The following is a 24,519-nucleotide window of genomic DNA, read 5'->3' as shown; positions in this document are numbered from 1 at the left end:
CCAGACCGTCCACACCGGTCTGGCCATCACGCGGTCCTTGGCGCTACTGACAAAGCCGCGTCGAGAATCCGGGCCAAGGCGCGCCGATGCAGACTGAACAGCGAGTACGACAAGAAGGCGCAACGCAGGAGCCGGGGGGGTGTTAGCAGGTCTTAAAGACCCAGCCCCCAGCGCCACACACCGTACACCACAAAGCTGATCACAATCGCCAGCAGGGTCTTGCCGCTTTTCCATGCCACCAATGCCGCCACGATGATGCCCGGCAAATAGGCATTGTGCAGGCTGATGTCCACCGTGCCTGCCGGTGCCAGCGCCATCGGCACCACCAGCGCCGACAACACAGCCGGCGGCACATAGTGCAGGGCGCGGTTCAGCCAGTCCGGAAAAGCCAAGCGCTGGCCAAACACCAGAAAGCTGGCGCGAATCAGCACGGTCAGCAGCATCATGCCGCCAATGGCAAGCCAATGATTCATACTGTCCGCTCCTTGCGCTTGTTCCATTCTTCCAGCAGCAGACCCGTTGCCACCCCCACTACCGCCGCCAGCATCAGGTCCAGCTTGTAGGGCAGGCCGCGCGCCAGCATGGCCACCACACTGGCAGCTACGGCAGCGCCCAGCGCCGGGCGTCGTTTGAGCTGCGGTGCCACGATGGCGGCGAATGTCGCCCCCATGGCAAAGTCCAGCCCCAGGTTGGCCAGGCCGGGCAGCGATTGCCCCAAACTCACCCCCAGCGCCGTCCACAACACCCAGTTGCCATACATGGCCAGCGAGGATGCCAGCCAGTACCACTGACCGCCCTCTGCCCCCTTGGTGCGAAAGCGGTGCTCCACCACGGCAAAGGTTTCATCGGTCAGCCAGAACGCCAGCGGCCAGCGCCAATGCAAGGGCCAGTCGCGGGCAAAGGGCAGCAAGGTGGCGCTGTACAGTGCATGGCGCAGATTCACCACAAAGGTGGTAAGCCACAACACCGGCAAGGCCGTACCGGCACCAATCAGGCTGACACCAATAAATTGCGAAGAGCCGGCAAACACCAGCAAGGACATACCCAGACTGGCGGTGGCGGACAGGCCGGAGGCCACCGACAACGTGCCGAAGATCACCCCGAACGGGGCTGCGCCCACCAGCATGGGCACGGTATCGCGTGCGCCCTCCAGCAGCAGCGCACGGCGCGACAAGGCCCCACTCATGATGCCTCCCGTGGGCCGGGCCAGACTTCACGCAGGCTGTCGCCATGCAGGCTCATATTGGCCCCTTCGGTAGCACGGACCGGCAGCGTGCGGTGATCGAAATCGTCCAGACAGTGAATATTCACGCCATAGTAATCCGGCATCGCACGCTTGCGATGGAAGGTATAAATGCCGCAATGCTGGCAGAAGAAGTGACGGGCAATGCCGGTATTCCAGCGGTACTCGCTCAGCGCATCGGTACCGGACAGGATCTCCAGCTGGCTTTCATGCACCCGCGTCATCAGTGCGTTTTTCTTCACGCACAAGGAACAATCGCAGGTAGTGAGTTCTTCGGGTTCGGCATGCAGACGAAAACGTACTGCACCGCAATGACAGGAGCCGGTATAAGACATGGGCAGGGAATCATGATTGGGAACAGTTCTACCCTACCATGCCAATGGCTTGCCAGCTTGAACGATCTTGCGCTCAGCGCCGGAGGCTGCGCTGGTAAGCCGCCGGGGTGATGCCCAGCGCCAGACGGAATATGCGGGTGAGATGGGGCTGGTCGGCAAAGCCCAGTGCCTGCGCCGCAGCCGCCGGGCTATGCCCCCCAGCCAGCATTTGCCGGGCGCGTACCACGCGCAACTGATTGCGCCAGGCCACCGGCGGCAGGCCCAGGTAACGGGAAAACTGCCGGTTAAGCTGCCAGGGCGACAGCCCAACCGCCGCCGCCAGGGTGGCCAGCGACAGATTGTCTGCCACACAGTCGGCCAGCATCTGCCGGGCCCGCTCCACCGCCTGCGGCCACGGGCGCTGCCGCCGCTCGCTAATCAGCATGTGCCGCTGCACCACCTGACTGAACACGGCATAGAGGGCCGATTCGCGCTGCAAGACATCACGGCTGTCGCGTAGCACCTGGTGCAGCTGGTTCAATTGCGCTGCCAAGGGTGGGTCGAACACCACGGTTTCGCGAAAATAGGGGGTGACACCCGGCTGGCCGCTGATCTCTGCCGCCAACTGGCAGATCAGGATAGAGGAAGGATAAAAACCGCGATAGGCCCAGCCCTGCTGGTGAGCGCACTCTCCGGTATGCACCTCGCCAGGGTTCATCAACACCAGCGCACCCACCCCGGCAATATGGTTGCCGCCGCGATGCCGATAAGCCTGCGCCCCGGCCAGCAACGCATTCACCACATATTCTTCGTGAAAATGCGGTGCGAATACCTGTTCCCGGTAAAAGGCATCCAGGCATTCCAGCGGCGCGATATCGTCGGCGCGGAAAAAACGGGAGTATTCAGATTCGGACATGGCAGGAAACCGGGACAGACAGCGTCCCGCTTATTCTGGCACAGCCACCAGCTGAAAACTTGAACGATCTTGCCGTCTCAGGAACCGGCCATAAAGGTGCGAATGCCGGAACCGACAAACTGCACACCAACGCAAATCAGCAAAAAGCCCATCAGCCGGGTGGTTACCTCACGTCCGCCACGCCCCAAACGGGCGGAAATGATTACCGACGAGCGCAATACCAACCACATGCCCAGGCTGGTGGCGGCAATGGCGACAAAGGTCATGCCAAAGGCCAGCGCCTTGGCCGGCCAGCCAGCCAACTCGGCAATTTCAGTGGAAATGCCGATCACCACCGCAATGGTGCCAGGCCCGCTGATGCCGGGCATGGCCAGCGGGAAAAAGGCATAGTCCTCACGTTCGCCGGTTTTCGGGGCCATGCCCGGGTCCTGTGACAAGAACAACATGCGGTAGCCCAGCACCGCCACCACCAGCCCGCCGGCAATGCGCAGCGCACCATAGGAAATACCGAAGGCGGCCATGATCAGGTTACCGGCCAGCAGACTGACCAGCATGATGGCTGCGGCAAACAGGCAGGCCCGGCGCGCCTGATTGGCCCGCCCCGCCTCGCTCATGTCCTGGGTTAGCGAGATAAACAGCGGAATCTTGGACAGCGGGTTGGTAATGGTGATCAGACTGAGCAGACCACCAAACAGAAACTTCAGCGACAGGGTTTCCAGCATGATGACAAAACCATTAAATATAAGCTAACGATTATAATTATCTGCCGGGTAAATGATAGCCCGGCGTCGTGCCTGTGCCTGCGCGATGTCGCATCCCGGCAATCCGCCGTCTGCGGCACTTTGCCGCAGGCAACCGGGTCTGAACTATGCTAATTTGCCCGCAACCCAACACCGGAGATGTCCATGACCCTGCCCCGTCTGCTTACCCTGCTGTCCAGCCTGCTGCTGGCGGCAACCGTGTCTGCCCACAGTTTCACTCTGGGCGCACTGGAACTGGGCCATCCCTGGAGCCGGGCCATGCCGGAAGCCAGCCCCACCGGCGCGGCCTACCTGAGTATCAAGAACACCGGCAAACAAGCCGACACCCTGCTGTCTGCCAGCACACCGCGCGCCGACAAGGCCGAACTGCATGTCCATCTCAACGACAACGGTGTGATGCGCATGCGTGAAGTCAGCGGCGGCGTGGCCGTGGCAGCGGGGAGTGAAGTGAAATTTGCCCCCGGTGGCTACCACATCATGCTGATGGGCCTGAAGCAGCCGCTCAAGGCGGGCGAGCATTTCCCGCTGACGCTGAAATTTGCCAAGTCCGGCAGCATCACCGTGGACGTGCAGGTTGAAAAAGATACTCCGACCGCAATGGAACACAGTGGCCACTAAGGCTGCAGCCAGTGAAATTCACTGCTGGAGTAGTGAATTTTCTGGCCAAATCATTCACATGCCCGCAAAAGCGGGCATTTTTCTGCCTGGCGTTGCGCCAATGTGACATCGTGCAATGCAGCATATGGCCCTTATTAGAGTATTCGCTTTACCGATGCACCAAGCTTGGGCAAACTGGCGTCCGGAAATTGAGTTGAACAACGCTCTGTACTGCTCAGTCCGCCGGTTACCCTAACAGTAGTAAGCGCCAAGTCTGCACCAAAAGAGTCAACACGATGGAGGAGCGGACCTTGCACAGCAAGGCCCGTCAAATAAATAGATCGACTCAGGGAACCGGCGGATTTTTCCTCATTCTGCGTTATGCTATCCGGCATTCTTCTATTGCCAGCCTGCCATGACCGCCACCACGCATTCCCCCTCTGCATTACCCCGTATCAGCATCGAATACTGCACCGGTTGCCGCTGGATGTTGCGTGCCGCCTGGATGGCGCAAGAGCTGCTCACCACCTTTGAAAAAGAACTGGCGGAAGTGGCCCTGCGCCCGGGAAGCGGCGGGGTATTCCGGGTCTGTGTGGATGGCGAGCAAATCTGGGACCGCAAGCAAGACGGCGGCTTCCCCGACATCAAGCAGCTCAAGCAACTGGTGCGCGACCGGGTGGCACCGGACAAGTCACTGGGCCACAGCGAGCGCCCTGCCGACTAATCACCCATACGCATGACCGGCCAACGCAAGATCATCCACGTCGATTGCGACTGCTTTTATGCCGCCATCGAAATGCGCGATAACCCGGCGCTGCGCGATATCCCGCTGGCGGTGGGTGGGCAGCCGGACAGCCGTGGCGTGATTGCCACCTGCAACTACATCGCCCGCCGCTTTGGCGTGCACAGCGCCATGTCGTCGGCGCGGGCACTGCGCCTGTGTCCGCCGTTGCTGATTCTGCCGCCGGACATGGCCCGCTATCGCGCGGCCAGCCAGCAGATCATGGCCATCTATGAGCGCTACACCCCGCTGATCGAGCCGCTATCGCTGGATGAGGCCTATCTGGATGTCAGCACCCAGCCGCATGAGCAGGGCAGCGCCACCCGCATGGCATCTGCCATCCGCCGTCAGATTCAGGCCGAAGTAGGCATTACCGCCTCTGCCGGCATTGCCCCCAACAAGTTTCTGGCCAAGATTGCCAGCGACTGGAACAAGCCGGACGGGCAGTTCGTGATTCGCCCGCAAGATGTCGACGCCTTCGTGCTGCAACTGCCGGTGGAAAAAATTCATGGCGTGGGCAAAGTCACGGCAGCCCATCTGAAAAAACTGGGCATTCACCGCTGTAGCGATTTGCGCCGGTGGGAGGCGGTGGACCTGATACGGCATTTCGGTCGTTTTGGCGAGCGGCTGTACGCGCTGGCACGTGGCGAAGATGAGAGGCCGGTCAGCACCGACCGCAGCCGCAAATCCATCAGCGTGGAAGAAACCTATGTGCAGGATCTGCCAGACCTTGCAGCCTGCCTGGGCAAACTGCCGGAGCTGATGCTCAAACTGCAAGGCCGGATTGCACGGGCAGAAAATCCGCCATTCAAGGGACTGAGCGTGAAACTGAAGTTTGCCGACTTCAGCCAGACCACCGCCGAGCAGACTGGCCGACAATTGACAGCGGCGGCCTATACCGAGCTGTTGAGTATCGCCTTCGAACGCGGCCAGCGACCGGTACGGCTGGTGGGGGTGGGAGTAAGGCTGGCCGACGAGGCCGACCAGCCACAGCAATTACCGCTGTTTGAATTGTAGACAGGCTTACTGCTGGCGGGCTTCCAAATAGGCAGCACGGGCAGCGGCGCTGTCCTGCCACATGCGGGCCACACTGGGACGCTTGCCCAGCAAGAGCAGGTAGTCTGCAATACCCGGAATGATGGTGGTCAGATCTTCGCCGTAGATTTCACGGGTGGACGAGGCCACCAGCGGCAGCACACAGGCGGCGGAGATATCGGCAAAGCTGAAATACTCGCCGGCCAGCCACGGGCCGTACTGCACCAGGCGCGATACAGCCAGCAGGCTGCGCTCGATTGCCGCGCGGGCACTGGCCTTGGCGGCGTCATCCAGCGCGGTACCAAACAGCAGGTGACGATACAGCGGGCCGACTGCCGGCATCAGGTACAAATCCAGTATGGTCATCAGCTCGCGGGCGCTGGCACGGCCATTCGGGGTGGGCGGTAGCAGCGCGGCGGTGGGGTAGGCATCTTCCAGCCACTCCAGAATCACCGTGGATTCTGACAGGGCATGACCGTTGATATCGACATAGGGAATCTTGCCCATCGGGCTTTGTTCCAGCATGGCCGGTTCCTGCGACGGGCGCAGCGATACTTCCTGGAAGTTGACACCCTTCTCCAGCAAGGCAATTTTTACCTTGTTGTAGTAGGCAGACAGCGGCACGCCGTAGAGCTTGATCATGCGGATTTCCTTGCGGGCTCTGCCCTGAAATGAATATGGATGCTTTGCGCCGTACCGTACGTGGCGCATGGCAAAACAGGCGTTGTCAGGCCGCCTTGACCGACAACGCCTGCATTATGCCATCTTTCAGGGCGACGGCCAGCCGGGCCGGGTTTAGCGGGCCAGGGCCAGCGCCTTTTGCTGCAAGCGGCTGCGTAGCAGTGGCATCAGCTGCTGCGCGGCCTTTTCGCCTTCCAGAATAGCCTGATGGCGGGCTTCAAAGTCAGCCGAGCCAATATTCAGCACATTGGGACGAATCACCAGGTCGGCCTGTTTCAGCTCGGCGGCCAGCGTGGGGCCGCTCATGATGTTGAAGCTCTGGTCCAGCATGGAGAACAGGCCGGTGGCCTTGCCAGCCTTGGGTTTGGCGGAAATATCCACCGCAATGACAAAATCGGCCCCCATCTCGCGCGCGGCGGATACCGGCACCGGGCTGACCAGGCCGCCATCAACATAGCGTTTGCCGCCAATCACCACCGGCAGGAAGACATTGGGAATACTGGCCGAGGCCCGCACCGCCTGGCCGGTATTCCCGGTACGGAACACCACTTTCTGACCAGAATCCAGCTCGGTAGAAACGATGCCCAAGCGGCGCGGCAGCTTTTCGATGGGCCGGTTGCCCAGCTGGGTATTGATGTAGTTCTCCAGCTTCTCACCCTTGAGGAAGCCCTTGGTGGACAGCGTCCAGTCAGTCAGTTCGGATTCATCCAGCTGCATGGCCTTGGCCTGCAGCTGCATGCCGTTGAGGCCGGAGGCATACAGGCTGCCCACCACGCTGCCAGCGCTGGTGCCGGTGATGATGTCCGGTACGATGCCGTTGGCTTCCAGCACCTTGATGACGCCGATGTGAGCAAAGCCCTTGGCTGCCCCGCCCCCCAGTGCCAGCGCAACGCGCGGCTTGACCGGGACTTTCGGAGCGGTGATTTCAGTTTTGGGTTGGGTAATGGTACAGGCGGCCAGCAGGACCAGCAGGCTGGCCGGCATCAGGCGGCGTAGGAGCATCATGATAGCGGGTACGGGTAGTGACGGGGTTGAATGCGTAATGGGATCATTCGATTACTGCGGTGCAACATGGTTCCCGGTCGTGCTCAGGAAATCATGCCTGCGCACAGCGCCAGACACCGGGTGGATTCGGTGCCGGCTGTCGCGCAGGGCATACGACATCAAAGCGCTCAGGCCTTGCCCGGCCAGCTGCCAGGTTTGACGAACTCGATCACCTGACGGCCATCCGGCAGGGTATTGCCCTTTTTCTTCAGCGTGCTTTTCCAGGCATGGCCATACACCACTTCATAGGTGGCCGGCAGCTTGTCGTCGCGGCGGCGGGCTTCGTAGGCGGCTTCCACCCGCTGCCAGGCCTGCTTGCCCATCAGGCCACGGCTGCGCTCGCGGGTGGCGTTGTGCGCCCCGATGGCTTTCAGGTCGTGCATCACGTCGCGCACCTTGTCGTAGGTGAGCACAATCTTGTCCATGTCCATCACCGGCTCGGCAAAACCCACGCGCATCAGGGCATCGCCCAGGTCGTGCATGTCGATGAACTGGTTGACGTGGGTGGCATGGTCCACACCACCAAAGGCTTCGCGCAGCTCGAACAGGGTGTCGGGGCCCAGGGTGGAAAACATCAGCATACCGTCCGGCTTGAGCACGCGCTCGAATTCGCTGAACACGCTGTCCGGAATGTTCACCCATTGAATGGTGAGATTGGACCAGATCATGTCCACGCTGTTATCCGCCAGCGGCAGTTTTTCTACATCGGCACACACTTGCCAGGGCTGGCTGCGCTTGAACAGTTTTTTCAGCAGGCCATCACCAGCGCGTTGGCGCTCGCGCGAGGCACACAGCATGGCATGGGCCAGATCCAGCTCCAGCACCTGGGCGTCCGGGTATTGGGCACGCAGCTGGGCAGCACCATAACCGGTGCCGGTGCCAGCATCCAGAATCACCTGCGGCTGGTGCTTGATGTAGGACAGGCGCTCGGCCATGCGGTCGGATACTTCACGCTGCAAGACGGCGGCAGCGTCATAACTGGTGGCCGCGCGCTCGAATGAGGCACGGATACGGTCTTTGTCGGTGTAAAACGCTTCGCTCATGCAGAGGCTTCCAGATGCTGGGCCAGCTTGGCGACAAACTCGTCCTGATGGGACAAAAATGGCGCATGCGAAGCCTGGGTGAATTCATGCAAGGTGGCGTCGGCCAGTGCGGCTTGCAGCCAGCGGCCCGCGCCAATGGGGGTGATGGCATCGCGCACACCGTAAAACAGCGCTACTGGGCACTGAATCTGCCCGGCCAGCGCACGGGCGTCCGCCTCCAGCAGCAGTTGCAATGCGGGTAACAGCCCCTGTGGGCGGCCATGGGCAAACAGCTGCTCGCGCACGGCCTTGACGGTGTCGCGCGCCGCCGGGGCGCCCATCATCTGCAGCGCCAGAAAGCGCTCCAGCGTCTGTTCGAAGGCGCTATCCAGGCTGGCACCCACCGCCTCGATGGCAGCACGCTGCTGGGCATGCGGCCAGCTGTCATCACGCACAAAGCGCGGACTGGTGGAAATCAGTGCCAGACTTTTAACCTTATCCGGATGACGGGCCGCCCAGTGCTGGGCAATCAGCCCGCCCAGCGACCAGCCGACAACTTGTACCGGAAAGGGGAATTGGGCATCGACCAGGTCGGCCACGGCGTCAGCGTCAAAGCGCGCCAAGGGGGCAGATGCGCCATGACCGGGCAGATCGACCAGATGCACGCAGAAACGGTCAGCCAACTGGCTGGCGACACGGTCGAACACGCCGCCATGCAGGCCCCAGCCGTGCAGCATGACCACATCCGGGCCACGGCCACGGCTTTCAACAAACAGATTCATGGGCAGTTAAATGGGGGGCCGTGGCAATTTTCGCAAGTAGCGGGATGAAAAGAAAACCGCCAGCACCTGGCCGGACAACACGGCGGATTGCCGCTGGCTCAGGCTGCATGGCGGAATTCCTGGACGAAACGGGCCAGCCGTTCCCAATCAATGGCATTGGCCAACATGGGTGCCGCAAAATAATAGCCCTGCAATTTGGCACAGCCCATTTCCTGCAGCCGGGCCAGCTGCTCAGCGGTTTCCACTCCCTCGGCCACCACATCCAGCCCCAATGCCTGCGCCAGTGCCAGAATGGCGCGCACAATGGCGGCCGATTCTTCTTTGCGATCCACATCCAGCACAAAGCTCTGGTCTATCTTCAGCACATCAAAGCGGTAACGGTGCAGGTAGGACAGCGCCGAGTAGCCGGTGCCGAAGTCATCCAGCGCCAGTTTGACACCCAGGTCGTGCAGGGCATGCATGACGGTGGCGGCGATTTCCGGCACGTCAATCAGTGCGCTTTCGGTGATTTCCAGATGTAGGATCGCAGCTGGCAGCTGATAACTTTCAATAATGCCGCGCATCCAGCTGACCAGTTCCGGATCGTGGAAATTGGCCGACGACAGATTGATGTGCAGCGCGATGTCACGCGATACCCGGTTTTCATCCAGCCACTGCCGCAGCTGACGGCAAGCGGCATTAATCATGTAGCGGTCTACCCGCGTAATCAGGCCACTTTCTTCGGCCACCGGCAGAAACAGCGCCGGTGAAATCAGGCCGCGCACCGGGTGCAGCCAACGCACCAGGGATTCAAAGCCAACCAGCTCACCAGTGCGTGCATCGATAAAGGGCTGGAAATAAGGCTGTAGCTGGTCGTCCACTTCCAGCGCCCGCCGCAGCTCGCTCTCCAGTGCCAGTTGGTCGGCCTGATTGATGCGCAGCTGATGATTGAACACGGTATAGCCCTGCCGCCCCTGCTGCTTGGTGCAGTACATGGCATGATCGGCATCGCGCAGCAGTTCTTCCGCCTTGTGATAGTGGTCGCGGTCAGCCAGCACCACACCAACACTGGCCGTGGAAAACACCTCGCGGCCAGCCAGAATGACCGGGCGTTCGAACTCGCTGACAATGCGCCGCGCAATCATTTCGCAGCCTTCCAGCATCTCGGTGCCAAACAGCAGGATGGCAAATTCATCGCCCCCCAGCCGTGCCAGGAAGTCATAGTGACGCAAGCAAGAGCGGATGCGGGCACCCGCTTCAAACAGCAGATGATCCCCCGCCAGATGACCCAGGGTATCGTTCACCAGCTTGAAGCGGTCCAGGTCGATAAAGATGACGCTGAAGCGGGCACCGGTGCCTGCCAGATAGCCATCCCAGGCACGACGCAGGGTTTTGGCAAAATAGTTGCGGTTGGGCAGCTTGGTCAGCGGGTCGTGCAGGCTGTCGAATTCCAGCTGCGCATTGACGGCATCCAGCTCGCTGGTGCGTTCTCGCACCCGCTCTTCCAGCTCGGCGTAGGCGTTCTGCAATTCCTGCATGGCCCGTACACGTGCCAGTGCCGTGCCGATATTGTTGGCAACAAACTCCATGACTTCCTGGTCACGGTAGCTATAGACCACGTCTTCCTGATAGCTGTGTACTGACAGCACACCCAGCAATTCATGTCCGCAATACAGCGGCACCCCCAGCCAGCTGTGCATGGCCGGCACATTCGGCGTGTCCGGCAAGGACGGAATAGCAGGAACGCGGTCCAGCAACAATGGCCGTCCGCTGTGCAGCACCTGCTCCAGTTGTCCCTTGCCGGGTCGGCGCGACTTGCTGACCTGCAGGTAGTCATCCGAGCAATAGGGAAAGCTGAGCAAGTCGCTGTCCATATTGTATAGGGCCACCTGACAATTGCGTGCGGCCACCAGCTCCATCAGCAAGCGGTGCACGCCGGCCAGAAAAGCCTCCAGCGACAGGCTGGTATTGGACAGGTCGGCAATGCGATACAGCACATCCTGAAACCGCTCGGCCCGCTGTCGCTCGGAAATTTCCGACCGCAGCCTTGCGTTCACGCCCTCCAGCTCGCAGGTGCGCAGCCATACCTGCCGCTCCAGCTGGCTGCGGTACAGCATGCGGTCCAGCGCATAACCAATATGCCGGGTGACAAACAGGAACAAGGCTTGCTCAGCCGAGGTGCATGGCTCCTGGCTGGCGTAAAACTGCAAGACGGCAGCACCGATCACCGCATTATTGGCATTGCTCAGCGGCACACCCATCCACAGCTCCGGTACCGGCCCGTTCCGTAGCAGCTTTTCCTGCTGGCAGATTTCCTGCAGGCGTTCGCGTGTCAGTACCAGCGGTTTGCCCATGCGCATCAGCCAGGCAGTGAGCGAACGATCGTTCTGCTCCCCGGAAAACATTTCTTCCGGTTCCGGTGGGGCCGGGTCGAGCTGATCGGTATAAAAGGGGTAGTGCAGGCTGCTGGCCTGCTCGTCGTAGAGGGCAATATAGAAATTGCTGGCATCCATCAGCCGCATCAGCAGCCGGTGCAGCTTGGGCAGCATTTCATCCAGGGTGGCGCATTCACTGGGCAGCTGGCTGATTTCCAGCAGGGTCTCGTTCATGACCCGGGCACGGGACTGGGCAGAATGCAGTCTCGCGCTCTGCAAATGCCCGGTCAGCAATGTGGCTACTGCAGCCACATTGTCGGCAATCTTGCCGCGCCAAACCAACCAGCCAACGGTTTCGCCATGCTGCATCAAGGGCAGCGCGCCGCCATCCGGTCCGGGAAGCCGCCCGGCCGCCAATGCCGAAGCAGGGGTCAGGTTGTCCGCCGCGCCCAGGGTAGCCAGACATTGCCAGCTTGTGCCCACCAGTGCCCAGACCGCAGCAGCAACAAGCTCGTCCGAACGCTGGATCAGTGCCAGGGCGATATTGGCAGCCTCTTGCTGTGTAGACAGGTAATCAGCCGTACTCTTCATGTCATTATCGTAGTATGAGTTAGCCGGAAAATCCGGTCATGCCACGAAACAGACGCAGCCATCCCCTATGGCTGTGTTGCCGACACCACGCAATCCAGCAAACCCTCCAGCTGGTCCGCCGTGTGGGCCGCCGTCAAAGTGATCCGCAGACGAGCCGTCCCCTCAGGTACGGTGGGTGGCCGTATTGCAGGCACCCAATATCCACGCTCCTTCAATCGTGCAGCCAGCAACATTGCCTGCTCGTTCCTGCCTATGATAATCGGCTGTATCGGCGTTCGCGATGACATCAGCTGAAAATTTACGTCAGCGAGTCTTTCCCGCACTCGGCGTACATGCTGCTGCAGACGCTGGCGGCGCCAGGGCTCGTTAGCAATCAGCTGCAGGCTGGCCAGTACGGCAGCCGCCAGGGCAGGTGGCTGGGCAGTGGTAAAGATATAGGTCCGGGCGCTGTTGACCAGCCATTGCACCAATGGCTGGCTAGCGGCAACAAAGGCACCCGCCACGCCAGCCGCTTTGCCCAGTGTAGCCATGTAGATCAGCCGCTCGCTGTGCAGGCCGTTTTCCACAGCCGAACCACGCCCCTCACCAAGCACGCCAAACCCGTGCGCATCATCGATATAAAGCCAGGCATCGTATTTATCGGCCAGCTGCTGCAGTTTCTTTAGTGGTGCTTCATCGCCGTCCATGCTGTACACCGCATCCACAGCGATCAGCCGTGTTCTGGCTGGCGTGGTGGCCAGCAGGTGCTCCAGTTGCGCCAGATCATTGTGGCGAAAGCGACGAAAACTTGCGCGCGACAGTTGGCAGGCATCATTCAGCGATGCATGGTTCAGCTTGTCGGCAAACACGGCATCTCCCCGTCCCACCAGACTGGTGATTACCGCCTGATTGGCCGCATAGCCAGAGCTAAACAACAGGGCAGCTTCACTGCCACAAAATGCGGCCAGCGCCTGCTCAGCCTCCTCGTGTACGGCAAAGTGTCCTGCCACCAGATGTGAGGCGCCGCCCCCTACCCCCCAGCGACCCAGCGCCTGCTGCGTAGCGGCAATGAGCGCCGGGTGATTGGCCAGCCCCAGATAGTCGTTGCTGGCAAATGCCACATAGCTTTTACCCTCGATGACCACTTGGCAGGACTGTGGCGTTTCCAGAATGTGACGCTGCCGGAACTGGTGTTGCTGTTGCAATTCCTGCAGTGCGCCGGGGATATCTTGGGCTCGCATGGGGCTTTCCGGAAAATTGGGCTAAAACAGGCCGGATTCGGGCAAAAGTATTCCTTATATATACATTGCAAAAATCCGACCGAATTGACACGGTAAAACCAGAAGATTTACAGCGGTGACAAGTCCAGTTTTTCCATCAGGGCGCGGTCGGCATCAACGTCAGGATTTCCTGTCGTCAGCAGTTTGTCGCCATAGAAAATCGAGTTAGCACCGGCCAGAAAGCACAGCGCCTGCATTGCCTCGGGCATTTCGCGACGACCTGCCGACAAGCGCACATAACTTCTGGGCATGGTGATGCGGGTAACCGCGATGGTACGCACAAATTCGGTCCAATCCAGCGGGTCGGCCCCTTCCAGCGGTGTGCCACCCACCTTCACCAGATTGTTGATCGGCACCGACTCCGGCTGCGGCTCCAGATTGGCCAGCTGTGCAATCAGGCCGGCTCGATCCTGACGGGTTTCATTCATGCCAACAATACCGCCACAACATACCGACAAGCCAGCACCGCGCACCTTGCCCAGCGTGTCCAGGCGGTCTTCGTACTCGCGGGTATGGATGATGTCACCATACTTTTCCGGTGCGGTATCCAGATTATGGTTGTAATAATCCAAACCAGCCTGTTTCAGCTTTTCCGCCTGGCCGTCTTTCAGCAAACCAAAAGTGGCACAGGTTTCCAAACCAAGCGATTTCACTTCACTGACCATGCGCAGGGTCTGCTCCAGGTCCGCATCCTTCGGGCCGCGCCAGGCGGCACCCATGCAGAAGCGACCGGCACCATTGGCCTTGGCGGTGCGTGCAGCATCAATCACCTCATCCACCGTCATCATTGGCTGGTTTTCCACCGGGGTATCGTGATGAACCGACTGCGGGCAGTAGCCGCAATCTTCCGGACAGCCACCGGTCTTGATAGAAATCAGCGTAGACAGCTGAACCTTGGCCGGATCAAAAAACTGGCGGTGAATCTCGGCCGCCCGGAAAACCACCTCCATAAAGGGCAGGTCCAGCAGGGCTTCAATTTCTGCTACCGACCAGACATTGCTCTCCGGATGGGGCGTGGCCGGACGGGAAAACTGGATAGATTGCGTGGTCATAATGCGCTTTCTTTGCAACAAAAATGCCAATTGTATTTATTGCCAAATTACAACTGAACAAATGGATAATTTAAGAAAAAAACAGCATGCCTGAGAGTGTCTGGCCGCAGTCTTGCAGAGGGCTTCCCATGCTGTCAAATATCAAAAGAAAATTTATTGACAATTGCTCAATATTTAATCAGAACTGTTTGTTGTGTAATCACCCAAACTGCCCCATCGGGCTGTGTGCCGGCTGCAAAGCCAGCTTGCCGCCCTTGCCAGCCATTCATTGCCCAGTTTGCGCAGAACCAGCACTGACGCGGGATATCTGCGGCTTTTGCCTGCGCCACCCACCGGCTTTCGATGCCATACACACTCCATACCTGTTTGGCTACCCCCTGAATGCAATTATTTATGCAGTGAAGTACGGAAAGCGGCTGGAAATGACCGGAACACTAGCCAGACTAATGGCAGAATTTGCCGAAAAAACCCCGGTATACAGCGATCTGGTCATCCCCGTTCCCTTGTCAAAAGAACGACTTGCAGAACGCGGCTTTAATCAGAGCATTCCACTGGCCCAGGCAATCGCTGCTACAATGCAAAGCCGTTTTTCTGCCACACTGTGTTGGCGAAAACGCAACACTGTGCCGCAAGCCTCTCTCGGACGTGCCGAAAGAAGCCGAAATGTCCGCAATGCATTTGGCGTAAAACAACGCATTGACGGGCTTTCCATCACCATTGTGGATGATGTGGCAACCAGTGGAGCAACCCTGTCTGCCCTGGCTGAAAAGCTCAAAAAACAGGGGGCAAAACGGGTCGATACGTGGGTGCTCTGCAGGGCATCTTTCCTAAAAACTTGACCAAGATTTTGATTCTTTGGAACAATCCAGCCAGCCAACGATGTTCACCGTTGTTCTTTTTCAGCCGGAAATCCCGCCCAATACGGGCAATGTGATTCGTTTATGTGCCAACACCGGCTGTGAACTGCATCTGGTCAAACCCATGGGTTTTCCCATGGAGGATGCCAAGTTGCGACGCGCGGGGCTTGATTACCACGAATATGCCCGTGTCGTTGTCCATGAAAACTGGGCTGCCTGCCAGCAGGCCCTGCAAGGACGGCGGATTTTCGCTGCAACAACCAAAGGCGCCACGCGCCATGACCAGATTTCTTTCCAATCTGGGGACGTATTGCTGTTCGGTCCCGAATCCCGCGGCTTGCCGCCAGAAGTGCTGGAGGATTTTCCTTCCACACAGAGGATTCGTTTGCCCATGCGTCCCGAATCGAGAAGCCTGAACCTTTCCAACGCCGTCGCGATCACGGTGTTCGAAGCGTGGCGGCAGCTCGGTTTTGCAGGAGGAAGCTAACAGTTCACAGGCCGGCCAACACTAACGGGCCAGCAAGAAATGTTGATGCCTGAAGTGAAGCGGACGGCATGCCGAACCTGAGCCAGTCACGGCACAGGCAGCAGGCAAGCAGTCCATGTACGCGAAGGCAGGGGGTATCGCCCGCAAGGGCAGTATCCGCCGACGTTTTTTGATGTGCCCAACAGCATAAGGGAGGTCTATGCAACCAGTACTCCGATGGCTGTGGCTTGTTTTTGTCAGTCTCGTACTCGTGGCCTGCTCCACCGTGAAGACGGCGAGCGCCACCAGCCAGTCGGCCAAGCCGACCAATAAGCCCACCGTAGCCAACAACAAGGGCGGTGCCTATTTTCAAAAAGATGGCCCTGCCGACCATATCCCGGTCAACCTGAATCTGGTACCGGATGCAGTACCCCAGTCAGAACCGCTGATCAAGTCAGCCAACCTGCCGTATTCGGCGATGGGCATGAGTTTCCGCCCTGACACTAGTGAAAAGCCATTCAAGGCCACTGGCGTGGCCTCCTGGTATGGCAAACAGTTTCAAGGCCGGAAAACCACTTCTGGTGAACGTTACGACATGTTCGCCATGACAGCGGCCCATCCGACCCTGCCGATTCCCAGCTATGTACGGGTGACCAATGCGTCCAATGGCAAGTCGGTGATCGTTCGCATCAACGACCGTGGTCCTTTCCACCGGAATCGTGCCATGGACTTGTCCTATGCTGCCGCCTACAAGCTTGGCTTCGTCAAGCAAGGCAGCGCCCGTGTCAGCATCGAACGTGTATGGCCGGTAGCCGGTGGTGAAGCTGTTGCCAGCAATAGCCCGGAAATCCGCAAGGAAGACAATCCGCGCTTCCTGCAACTGGGCTCCTTCAACAAGCTGGCCAATGCAGAAGCGCTGTTGAAGAAGATGCTGGACGAGATGGATGATCATTACGACGCCAAACTGGGCATCATCAACCAGCAGGGCAACTACAAGGTCCGCCTGGGGCCCTTTCCGAACGATGCTGCCGTACGCAGTGCTGCGGAAAGCCTGAAAGTGGAAAATGTGGTAATGAAGGACTGATGCACCCTCCCGCCATACCGTGCGGGATGGGGCAGGATCGCAAGCGAGAGCACCATGCTCTCGCTTTTTTTATTTCTGTCTGATGTGCGCGGCGGCAGGCAATAAAAAACCCGGCGCACAAAGCGCCGGGGTAAAGGCCTTAATTGTCAGCGTAAGGCTCCCGCTCAGGGAGGCAAGCGGGAGGTGCCAAAGCACCTGCACGGTTAGTAGGGCCTGTGCCGGCAAAGTTCCATCATTCGCTGTCCGGCAGCGAATCCTGTTCTTTCAGTACAGCATCAAACCAGCCTTCGACAACCTGCTCAACCTGCTCGCAGCCAGTCTTCTTGAGGCTGGAAAACAACTGCACCGATACCGCAGGGTAATCTGCCAGCTCGCGCCTGACCATGGTCAAGGTCTGCTGCTGGTCGCTACGCGATAATTTGTCAGACTTGGATAGCAGAATATGTACTGGCCGGCCTGTATCGCGAAAGAAGTTAAGCATCTTGCGGTCCAGCTCCAGCAACGGGCGGCGCGAATCCATGATCAGAATTAGCCCGACCAAGCTGTCGCGGGTTTGCAGGTAGCGTCCCAGCAATTGCACCCAGTGGACCCGCACGGCTTCCGGAACCTCGGCATAGCCGTAACCAGGCAAATCCACCATGAAGCGCTCCTGGCCCAGATCAAAGAAGTTGATATGCTGGGTACGACCCGGAGTCTTGGAGACATACGCCAGCCGGGTCCGGTTGGCCAGGGTATTGATGGCGCTGGACTTGCCGGCATTGGACCGTCCCACGAAGGCAACCTCGGCCCGCGTGGGCGGCAGGTCCTTCAAATGGTTGACGGTGGTATAAAAAGTGGCGTTTTTAAAAATCGACATAGTAGTAAGGTTGATTTCAGTTGGTATAGAATAACAGGTTTGAAATTGCCACTTTTACAGATATTTAAGAATTCCTCACAAGGAGCGATCATGAAACGGATGATGCTGTTGGCTGTAGCTGCGGCAACCCTGGCTGGAAGTGCATGGGCAGAAGGCATTGCCAAGGGAGACCCGGTAAAGGGCAAGCAGATCGTTGACACGGTATGTGCCGCCTGTCACGGTGCTGATGGCAACAGCGTAGCGTCGGCAAACCCGACCTTGGCCGGCCAGCATGAGGTGTATATCTACAACCAGCTGCAAGCCTTCAAGAAGGGCGATCGCAAGAATCCGATCATGCTGGGCATGGCATCGGCGTTGTCTGACAACGACATGCGCAATGTGGCCTCCTACCTCAGCCAGCAAAACCCCAAGGCGCGCGAAGCGGCCAACAAGGAGCTGATTCCGCTGGGTGCCAAGATCTACCGTGTCGGCAATCCGGTTACCCACGTCCCGGCCTGTATGGCTTGCCATGGCCCGGCGGGCAAGGGCATCCCGGACCAGTTCCCGCGCCTTGGCAGCCAGCACGCTGCCTATATCGCCAAGCAGCTGAGTGATTTCAAGGCGGCTACCGATCGCAAGAACGTGACCATGACTGATGTGGCTTCCCGCATGACTGATGCCGAAATGAAGGCCGTGGCCGAATACATTTCGGGTCTGCGCTAATCGCAACTTTTGCGGATAGCCTTGTTCAAAAGGGAAGCCATAACAGGCTTCCCTTTTTGTGTTCGGCACCAAGATGACTAAAAACTCCCGCCACACCGCTGTTTACAAGCTGTACGAGCTGTTCAGTTCCATGCGCTTTGCCATTGGTCTGCTGACCATTCTGGCCATTGCCTCGATCATTGGCACCGTACTCAAGCAAAATGAACCCTACCCCAACTATGCCTTCGAATTCGGCCAGTACTGGTTTGCCGTGTTCGAGCAACTTGGCCTGTACGATGTCTACCATTCCGGCTGGTTTCTGACCATCCTGGCCTTCCTGGTGCTGTCTACCACCTTGTGCATCGTGCGCAATGGTCCGGGCTTCATCAAGGACATGAAGGCCTACCGCGAAAAAGCATCGGACAACTCGCTGGCGGCAATGAAGCACAGTGTTGAAATCGATGCCGCCAGCAGCGACCCCACCATCCTGCGTGCCTATTTGCGTGGCCAGGGCTGGCGCTGGCGTGAGCACCAGCGCGAAGACGGCAGTCTGGTACTGGCCGCTAAAAAGGGCGCTGCCAGCAAGCTGGGCTATTTCTTTGCCCACATTGCGCTGGTGGTGATCTGCATTGGCGGCCTGATGGATGGCAACCTGCCACTGAAACTGGCTGAGATGGTGGGCCGTGTGGTACCGGAAACCCGTGACATTCCACAAAGCCAGATTCCGCCGCAAAGCCGGCTTTCCACTTCCAACCTGTCTTTCCGTGGCAATGTCACTATCGCCGAAGGCAAAAGCGGCGACGTGATCTTCCTGAATTCCGGCAACGGCTATCTGGTGCAGGACCTGCCCTTTACCGTGACGCTGAAGAAGTTCTATGTCGACTACTACAGCAATGGCATGCCCAAGCTGTTTGCCAGTGACATCGTCGTCACCGACAAGGCCACAGGCAAGGTGACCGAAGCGCAGGTCAAGGTCAATCACCCGCTGATCGTGGATGGTGTTGCCATCTACCAGGCCAGCTTTGGCGATGGTGGTTCACCGATGAGCTTCAAGGCATGGAACCTGGACGCCCCGCAAATGGCCCCGGTAGCCATCAAGGGAATTTCCATGGCCGGCCAGCCGCTGCGTGCCAACGGCAAGGATTACAGCTTGGAATTCGGCGAGCTGCGGGTGTTCAATATCGAGAACATGGGCGGCAAGAATGCGGATGGCGGCGACAAGACCCTGTCCCAGCGCATGCAGGATGCCCGCGAGGTGAAACACGAGAAACAGCTGAAGAACATCGGCCCGTCCGTCACCTTCAAGCTGCGTGACAAACAGGGTCAGGCGGTGGAGTTCCACCATTACATGGCGCCGATTCAGCAAGATGGCGCCAGCTACCTGGTTGCCGGTGTACGCAACAAGGTATCGGAACCCTTCCAGTACCTGCGCCTGCCGCTGGACGACAGCATGTCGCTGGACAGTTTCATGCGATTGCGCACAGCATTCATGAATCCGGCGCTCTATGATGAAATCGCCAAGCGCACGACGGCCAAGGCCATGCAGGGTTCGGCCATCAGTCCGGCCATGCAGCAGCAGTTTACCAATAGCGTGAAATGGATTCTGGCCCGCTTTGCTCAGGGTGGCTTTGTGGCCCTGGAGCAGTTTCTGGATGAAAAAGTACCGCAGGACAAGCGCCAGGCCGTGGCCCAGACTTATGTCAAGATTCTGCAAGGCGCAGTGGTAGACGTGATGGATGTCGCCGATGCCAAAGCCGGGATCAAACCGGTGGCCATGGACGGCAAGCGTTACCGCTTCTTGCTGGACAGCCTGGTTGGCATCAGCGCGCTGCATGATTACAACGCACCGGTGTTCCTGCAGCTGCAGGGTTTTGATCAGGTACAGGCTTCCGGCCTGCAATTGACCCGCTCACCGGGCAAGATCCTGGTGTATCTTGGTTCGCTGATGCTGGTAATCGGCATCGTACTGATGTTCTATATCCGGGAAATCCGCCTGTGGATACGCTGCGCACCCGGCAGCGTCAGGGTGGCCATGAGTTCCAACCGGCACAACCGTGATCTGGATGCGGACTTCCGTCGCCACAGCGAAGCAATTCAACAGTTGGTACGAGGTAAGTGATGGAACTGGCTCAATCCTTTGTCGAACAACCGCTGTACAAGCGCCTGAAAACCGCAGACTGGCTATACGCCGTGCTGATTCTGGTGGCCGCCGGCCAAGCCTGGCGCTTGTACAACCCTTTCATGGACGGCTATGAACAGGCCATTCTGGCTGGCTCAGCCATCGGCCTGGTAGCCCTTGGCTGGTTCTGGAAAGCCTGGCGCTGGTTCTTCCCGCTGTCCGCCTGTGTGGCACTGGCCGGCATCAGCCTGTACCACGGCCAGCTGGCACGTGGCCAGACGGCGTTCTGGCTGAAATTTCTGCTATCCAGCCAATCCGCCATCATGTGGATGTGCACGCTGTTCTTCCTGGCCACCCTGGTGTACTGGGCCGGCCTGATCAGCCGCTCGGCCATGCTGTCCCGCATGGGCAGCGGCCTGACCTGGGCGGCGGCAGTAATGGGGGCCGCCGGGCTATTCGTGCGCTGGTACGAAAGTTATCTGATTGGCAGTGATGTCGGCCATATTCCGGTATCCAACCTGTATGAAGTCTTCATCCTGTTTTCGCTGATCACCGCGCTGATGTATCTGTACTACGAAGCACGCTTTGCCACCCGTCAGGCTGGTGCTTTTGTACTGCTGGTGATCTCCGCTGCGGTCGGCTTCATCCTGTGGTACAGCTTCGACCGCCAGGCACATGAAATCCAGCCGTTGATTCCTGCCCTGCAATCGTGGTGGATGAAGATTCATGTTCCAGCAAACTTTGTCGGCTATGGTGCCTTTGCCATGTCGGCCATGCTGGGCGTGGCCGAACTGCTGGTGCTCAAGGGGGTGCTGAAAGACCGCCTGCCCAGCGCCGAGGTGCTAGACGAAATGATGTACAAGGCCATTTCCATCGGCTTCCTGTTCTTTACCATTGCCACCATTCTGGGCGCAATGTGGGCAGCCGATGCCTGGGGTGGCTACTGGAGCTGGGACCCGAAGGAAACCTGGGCGCTGATCGTGTGGCTGAACTACGCCGCCTGGCTGCATATCCGGCTGGTGAAGGGCTGGCGTGGCAAGCCGCTGGCCTGGTGGGCGGTGATTGGTTTGCTGGTCACCACCTTCGCCTTCCTCGGGGTGAACATGTATCTGACCGGCCTGCATTCCTACGGCGGCCTGTAACCCACAACCAGCCCCGGCCTGCAGCATCGCCGGGGCTTTGCTTTGCCTGCACCACGGACAAGAAGGCCGTGGTTTGTTATTGTGTTGACTGTTTCTTTTCAAGGACCCCGTTTTTACATCATGGATTTATCCTGGCTGTCTGACCCTTATGCCCTGCTCGGCCTCCTCACCCTGATCGTGCTGGAGGTGGTGCTCGGCGTCGACAACCTGATTTTCGTGGCCATCCTGGCCGAAAAGCTCCCACCCCATCAGCGTGACCGCGCCCGTGTGCTGGGCCTGTCGCTAGCGCTGATCATGCGCCTGTTCATGCTGGCGGGCATCAGCTGGCTGGTGAAACTCACCGAACCGCTGTTTTCGGTACTGGACCAGAGTTTTTCCGGTCGCGACCTCATCATGCTGGGCGGCGGCCTGTTCCTGCTGTTCAAGGCCACCATGGAGCTGCACGAACGGCTGGAAGGCGTGGAGCACAGCGAGGGCAACGGCCAGAAAGCTTATGCCGCCTTTGCCACCGTCGTGGTGCAGATTCTGGTGCTGGATGCGGTGTTTTCCATCGATTCCGTCGTCACCGCCATCGGGATGTCAGAACACCTGGGCATCATGATGCTGGCGGTGGTGATTGCCATGAGCATGATGATCATGGCCAGCAAGCCGCTTACCCGCTTCGTCAACGCTCACCCCACCGTGGTGATGCTGTGCCTGGGCTTTTTGCTGATGATCGGCTTTAGCCTGATTGCCGACGGTTTTGGCTTCCATATCCCCAAGGGTTATCTGTACGCCGCCATCGGTTTCTCGGTGCTGATCGAAATGTTCAACCAGATTGCCAACGTCAACCATCAGCGCTATCTGAACAGCCGCAATACCTTCCGCTCCCGCACCGCCGACACCGTGCTGCGCCTGTTGGGCAATGCACCGCTGCAACACGGCAACCATAGCGAACAGGAACACGAAGAAGGCCCGCACGAAGAGTCGGAAGAAGCCTTTGCCCACAACGAACGGGCAATGATCCACAGCGTACTGACCCTGGCAGAACGGCCGATCCGGGTGATTGCCACCCCGCGCTCGGACATCCACCGCCTGGACATCAGCCAGGATGCCGAGCAGCAGCGCAAGGTGTTGCGGGACAGCCCCTACTCCCGCCTGCTGGTGGTGGGCGCAGGCCGCATTGACGAGCCGCTGGGCATCGTGGCGCGCAAGGACTTGCTGGCCCAGCTGCTGGACGGCCAGACGCTGGACGTGATGGCTGCGCTGCGCCAGCCGCTGGTATTGCCCGAAGGCATGACGGTACTGAAAGCGATGGAAGCCTTCCGTCAGCAAGCCGCTGACATGGCCTTTGTGGTGAACGAATTTGGCAGCCTGGAAGGCATCGTCACCCAGAAAGACCTGATGGAAGCCATTGCCGGTGACTTCCCGGAAGAACATGAACGCCATGAACAACCGGCGCTGGTACAAGGCGAGGATGGCAGCCTGGATGTGGAAGGCAGCACCGAGCTGGTGACGCTGGAGCAATACATCGAGCTGGGCAATTACGAAGAAGAGGGCTTCCACACCGTGGCAGGCCTGCTGATGCACCGGCTGGAACGCATTCCGCGCCAGGGCGACAGCATTCGCGAAGCGGGCTGGGACATTGTGGTGACCGAGCAAAAGGGCAACCGTACCGAGCGGGTCAGCATCCGTCCATTACCCAAGCTGGACAATGAGCAAGACTGAAGTCAGCAGCAGTCCGGCCCCGGTGGGCTGCTGGTATCTGTACATACTGGAATGCCGGGACGGCGCGCTGTACACCGGCATCAGCAATGACGTGGCGCGGCGCTATGCCGCCCACTGCGCCGGCAAGGGCGCACGTTACACCCGCCTTAATCCACCGCAGCGCATTGCGCTGGTGCATGCTTTTGCCAACAAGTCACAGGCGCTGAAGGCGGAACACGCTCTCAAGCGTCTGTCCGCTGCCGCCAAGCGCCAACTGGTGGCACACGGCAACCTGGATAACTGGCTGGCGGCACACACCGCCCCGCCCGACATCACTCAGTAAACAAAGCGTTCGCGCAGCTCGTCCAGATTCAGCTCGTGCAAAATGGCTTCCTGCCGCTCGCGCGCACTCTGTTTGCCCTTGCCGGTTTTCTTGGCAATGATCAGCTCGTTCTTCATTGAGTGCTCCCAACCCACCAGCTCGGTCACCGTCAGCTGGTAGCCACGGGCTTCCAGCTGCAGGCAACGCAGCACATTGGTCAGCTGGCTGCCAAACTCGCGGGTATGGATGGGATGACGCCACAGTTCGGATAGTGGCGTCTTGCCAAAGGTTTCGTTCTTCTTCTGGCGCAGCACGGCGGCCACCTCGGCCTGGCAGCACGGCACCAGCACGATGTACTTGGCGTCCTTGGCCAGCGCAAAGCGGATGGCGTCGTCGGTGGCGGTATTGCAGGCATGTAGCGCGGTGATGATGTCCACCTGAGCCGGCAACTGCTCGGAAGTGATGGACTGCTCCACCGTCAGGTTGAGAAAACCCATGCGGTCAAAGCCCAGGCGTTCGGCCAGCTCTTCCGAGCGGCTGACCAGCTCGGGCCGGGTTTCAATACCGAACACCCGACCAGCTTCCTTGTCCTTCAAAAACAGGTCGTACAGGATGAAGCCCAGATAGGACTTGCCCGCACCGTGGTCGGCCAGCGTAACGTCCCCTTTGCTTTGCAGCACGTCCTGCATCAAGGGCTCGATGAACTGGTACAGGTGATACACCTGCTTGAGCTTGCGGCGGGTGTCCTGGTTGATCTTGCCGTCGCGGGTGAGAATATGCAGTTCTTTGAGCAACTCCAGCGACTGCTGCGGTTTGATTTCGGGAATCAGGCTCATCTTGGCCTCCGGTAAAGCGGGAATGGCGCGATTTTACC

At 59.2% G+C, this 24,519-nt stretch carries 25 protein-coding genes; 11 read left to right on the top strand and 14 right to left on the bottom strand.

All coding sequences use genetic code 11. The annotated features are described in order from the left end of the window. Positions 1 to 152: 152 nt before the first annotated feature. From ACODR9_RS05335 to ACODR9_RS05315, 5 genes are all read right to left on the bottom strand, one after another. Positions 153 to 473: an AzlD domain-containing protein gene (locus tag ACODR9_RS05335; protein ID WP_488808027.1), complete on the bottom strand. Its 321-nt coding sequence runs from the start codon at positions 471 to 473 to the stop codon at positions 153 to 155. After that, a complete protein-coding gene (locus tag ACODR9_RS05330; protein WP_488808026.1) occupies positions 470 to 1,186 on the bottom strand; it encodes an AzlC family ABC transporter permease in 717 nt (238 codons plus the stop codon). Before ACODR9_RS05330 ends, ACODR9_RS05335 begins: the two co-directional genes overlap by 4 nt. Beyond that, a complete protein-coding gene (locus ACODR9_RS05325) occupies positions 1,183 to 1,578 on the bottom strand; it encodes a GFA family protein (protein ID WP_488808024.1) in 396 nt (131 codons plus the stop codon). Before ACODR9_RS05325 ends, ACODR9_RS05330 begins: the two co-directional genes overlap by 4 nt. A gap of 73 nt (positions 1,579 to 1,651) precedes the next feature. Beyond that, the gene (locus ACODR9_RS05320; RefSeq protein WP_488808023.1) at positions 1,652 to 2,473 is read right to left on the bottom strand and encodes an AraC family transcriptional regulator; all 822 of its coding nucleotides are present in this window, start codon (positions 2,471 to 2,473) and stop codon (positions 1,652 to 1,654) included. Positions 2,474 to 2,550: 77 nt separating this feature from the next. After that, complete coding sequence (locus tag ACODR9_RS05315) at positions 2,551 to 3,195, bottom strand: MarC family NAAT transporter (protein WP_488808022.1); 645 nt, start codon at positions 3,193 to 3,195, stop codon at positions 2,551 to 2,553. 183 nt (positions 3,196 to 3,378) lie between these two features. On the opposite strand from ACODR9_RS05315, the gene ACODR9_RS05310 reads away from it, so the two are divergent. The 3 genes from ACODR9_RS05310 to dinB all read left to right on the top strand — a co-directional run bounded on the left by ACODR9_RS05310 (position 3,379) and on the right by dinB (position 5,629). Further along, positions 3,379 to 3,852, top strand: a complete 474-nt coding sequence (locus ACODR9_RS05310) for a copper chaperone PCu(A)C (protein WP_488808021.1) — start codon at positions 3,379 to 3,381, stop codon at positions 3,850 to 3,852. A gap of 394 nt (positions 3,853 to 4,246) precedes the next feature. Continuing rightward, on the top strand, positions 4,247 to 4,555 hold the full coding sequence (locus ACODR9_RS05305; RefSeq protein ID WP_488808020.1) for an Rdx family protein: 309 nt from the start codon (positions 4,247 to 4,249) through the stop codon (positions 4,553 to 4,555). Positions 4,556 to 4,567: 12 nt separating this feature from the next. Continuing rightward, positions 4,568 to 5,629: a DNA polymerase IV gene (dinB, locus tag ACODR9_RS05300; protein ID WP_488808019.1), complete on the top strand. Its 1,062-nt coding sequence runs from the start codon at positions 4,568 to 4,570 to the stop codon at positions 5,627 to 5,629. A 6-nt stretch (positions 5,630 to 5,635) separates the two neighbouring features. Here the strand turns inward: dinB and ACODR9_RS05295 are convergent, their stop codons facing one another. From ACODR9_RS05295 to bioB, 7 genes are all read right to left on the bottom strand, one after another. After that, positions 5,636 to 6,289 (bottom strand): glutathione S-transferase family protein, encoded by a 654-nt coding sequence (locus ACODR9_RS05295; RefSeq protein ID WP_488808018.1) that lies wholly within the window; start codon positions 6,287 to 6,289, stop codon positions 5,636 to 5,638. Positions 6,290 to 6,442: 153 nt separating this feature from the next. Continuing rightward, entirely contained in the window at positions 6,443 to 7,333 is an 891-nt protein-coding gene (locus ACODR9_RS05290) for a patatin-like phospholipase family protein (RefSeq protein WP_488808017.1), read from the bottom strand. Between the two features lie 167 nt (positions 7,334 to 7,500). Then, entirely contained in the window at positions 7,501 to 8,415 is a 915-nt protein-coding gene (gene bioC / locus ACODR9_RS05285; protein ID WP_488808016.1) for a malonyl-ACP O-methyltransferase BioC, read from the bottom strand. Next, positions 8,412 to 9,176 (bottom strand): pimeloyl-ACP methyl ester esterase BioH, encoded by a 765-nt coding sequence (gene bioH / locus ACODR9_RS05280; RefSeq protein ID WP_488808015.1) that lies wholly within the window; start codon positions 9,174 to 9,176, stop codon positions 8,412 to 8,414. The genes bioC and bioH overlap by 4 nt, the downstream gene beginning before the upstream one ends. 98 nt (positions 9,177 to 9,274) lie before the next feature. Beyond that, a complete protein-coding gene (locus ACODR9_RS05275) occupies positions 9,275 to 12,121 on the bottom strand; it encodes a putative bifunctional diguanylate cyclase/phosphodiesterase (protein WP_488808014.1) in 2,847 nt (948 codons plus the stop codon). A gap of 65 nt (positions 12,122 to 12,186) precedes the next feature. Beyond that, the gene (gene bioF, locus ACODR9_RS05270; protein WP_488808013.1) at positions 12,187 to 13,341 is read right to left on the bottom strand and encodes an 8-amino-7-oxononanoate synthase; all 1,155 of its coding nucleotides are present in this window, start codon (positions 13,339 to 13,341) and stop codon (positions 12,187 to 12,189) included. A 107-nt stretch (positions 13,342 to 13,448) separates the two neighbouring features. Next, positions 13,449 to 14,432, bottom strand: coding sequence for a biotin synthase BioB (gene bioB / locus ACODR9_RS05265; RefSeq protein WP_488808011.1), 984 nt, complete (start codon positions 14,430 to 14,432; stop codon positions 13,449 to 13,451). Between the two features lie 128 nt (positions 14,433 to 14,560). Here bioB and ACODR9_RS05260 point away from each other — a divergent pair, with 128 nt between their 5' ends. From ACODR9_RS05260 to ACODR9_RS05250, 3 genes are all read left to right on the top strand, one after another. Continuing rightward, positions 14,561 to 15,271, top strand: coding sequence for a ComFC family protein (locus ACODR9_RS05260; protein ID WP_488808009.1), 711 nt, complete (start codon positions 14,561 to 14,563; stop codon positions 15,269 to 15,271). 40 nt (positions 15,272 to 15,311) lie between these two features. Next, positions 15,312 to 15,776 (top strand): tRNA (uridine(34)/cytosine(34)/5-carboxymethylaminomethyluridine(34)-2'-O)-methyltransferase TrmL, encoded by a 465-nt coding sequence (gene trmL / locus ACODR9_RS05255; protein WP_488808172.1) that lies wholly within the window; start codon positions 15,312 to 15,314, stop codon positions 15,774 to 15,776. 199 nt (positions 15,777 to 15,975) lie between these two features. Then, positions 15,976 to 16,839: a septal ring lytic transglycosylase RlpA family protein gene (locus ACODR9_RS05250; RefSeq protein WP_488808008.1), complete on the top strand. Its 864-nt coding sequence runs from the start codon at positions 15,976 to 15,978 to the stop codon at positions 16,837 to 16,839. A 232-nt stretch (positions 16,840 to 17,071) separates the two neighbouring features. On the opposite strand, the gene yihA is transcribed toward ACODR9_RS05250, so the two are convergent. Then, the gene (yihA, locus tag ACODR9_RS05245) at positions 17,072 to 17,695 is read right to left on the bottom strand and encodes a ribosome biogenesis GTP-binding protein YihA/YsxC (RefSeq protein ID WP_488808007.1); all 624 of its coding nucleotides are present in this window, start codon (positions 17,693 to 17,695) and stop codon (positions 17,072 to 17,074) included. A 90-nt stretch (positions 17,696 to 17,785) separates the two neighbouring features. Between yihA and ACODR9_RS05240 the strand changes: the two genes are divergently transcribed. The 5 genes from ACODR9_RS05240 (at position 17,786) to ACODR9_RS05220 (ending at position 23,666) form a co-directional block, all read left to right on the top strand. Next, a complete protein-coding gene (locus ACODR9_RS05240; RefSeq protein ID WP_488808006.1) occupies positions 17,786 to 18,397 on the top strand; it encodes a c-type cytochrome in 612 nt (203 codons plus the stop codon). A 73-nt stretch (positions 18,398 to 18,470) separates the two neighbouring features. Next, on the top strand, positions 18,471 to 20,495 hold the full coding sequence (locus ACODR9_RS05235; RefSeq protein ID WP_488808004.1) for a cytochrome c biogenesis protein ResB: 2,025 nt from the start codon (positions 18,471 to 18,473) through the stop codon (positions 20,493 to 20,495). Then, entirely contained in the window at positions 20,495 to 21,637 is a 1,143-nt protein-coding gene (gene ccsB / locus ACODR9_RS05230; RefSeq protein ID WP_488808003.1) for a c-type cytochrome biogenesis protein CcsB, read from the top strand. The genes ACODR9_RS05235 and ccsB overlap by 1 nt, the downstream gene beginning before the upstream one ends. A 120-nt stretch (positions 21,638 to 21,757) precedes the next feature. Next, positions 21,758 to 23,344, top strand: a complete 1,587-nt coding sequence (locus tag ACODR9_RS05225; protein WP_488808001.1) for a TerC family protein — start codon at positions 21,758 to 21,760, stop codon at positions 23,342 to 23,344. Next, the gene (locus ACODR9_RS05220) at positions 23,331 to 23,666 is read left to right on the top strand and encodes a GIY-YIG nuclease family protein (RefSeq protein ID WP_488808000.1); all 336 of its coding nucleotides are present in this window, start codon (positions 23,331 to 23,333) and stop codon (positions 23,664 to 23,666) included. Before ACODR9_RS05225 ends, ACODR9_RS05220 begins: the two co-directional genes overlap by 14 nt. Here ACODR9_RS05220 and ACODR9_RS05215 read toward each other — a convergent pair. Next, a complete protein-coding gene (locus ACODR9_RS05215) occupies positions 23,660 to 24,481 on the bottom strand; it encodes a class I SAM-dependent methyltransferase (protein ID WP_488807999.1) in 822 nt (273 codons plus the stop codon). The two genes, ACODR9_RS05220 and ACODR9_RS05215, sit on opposite strands and share 7 nt — an antisense overlap. Positions 24,482 to 24,519 lie beyond the last annotated feature (38 nt).

This window comes from Aquitalea sp. FG25, from assembly GCF_057809375.1.
The sequence above is the reverse complement of the archived record's forward strand: the minus strand, read 5'-3'. Positions and strand labels throughout refer to the sequence as shown.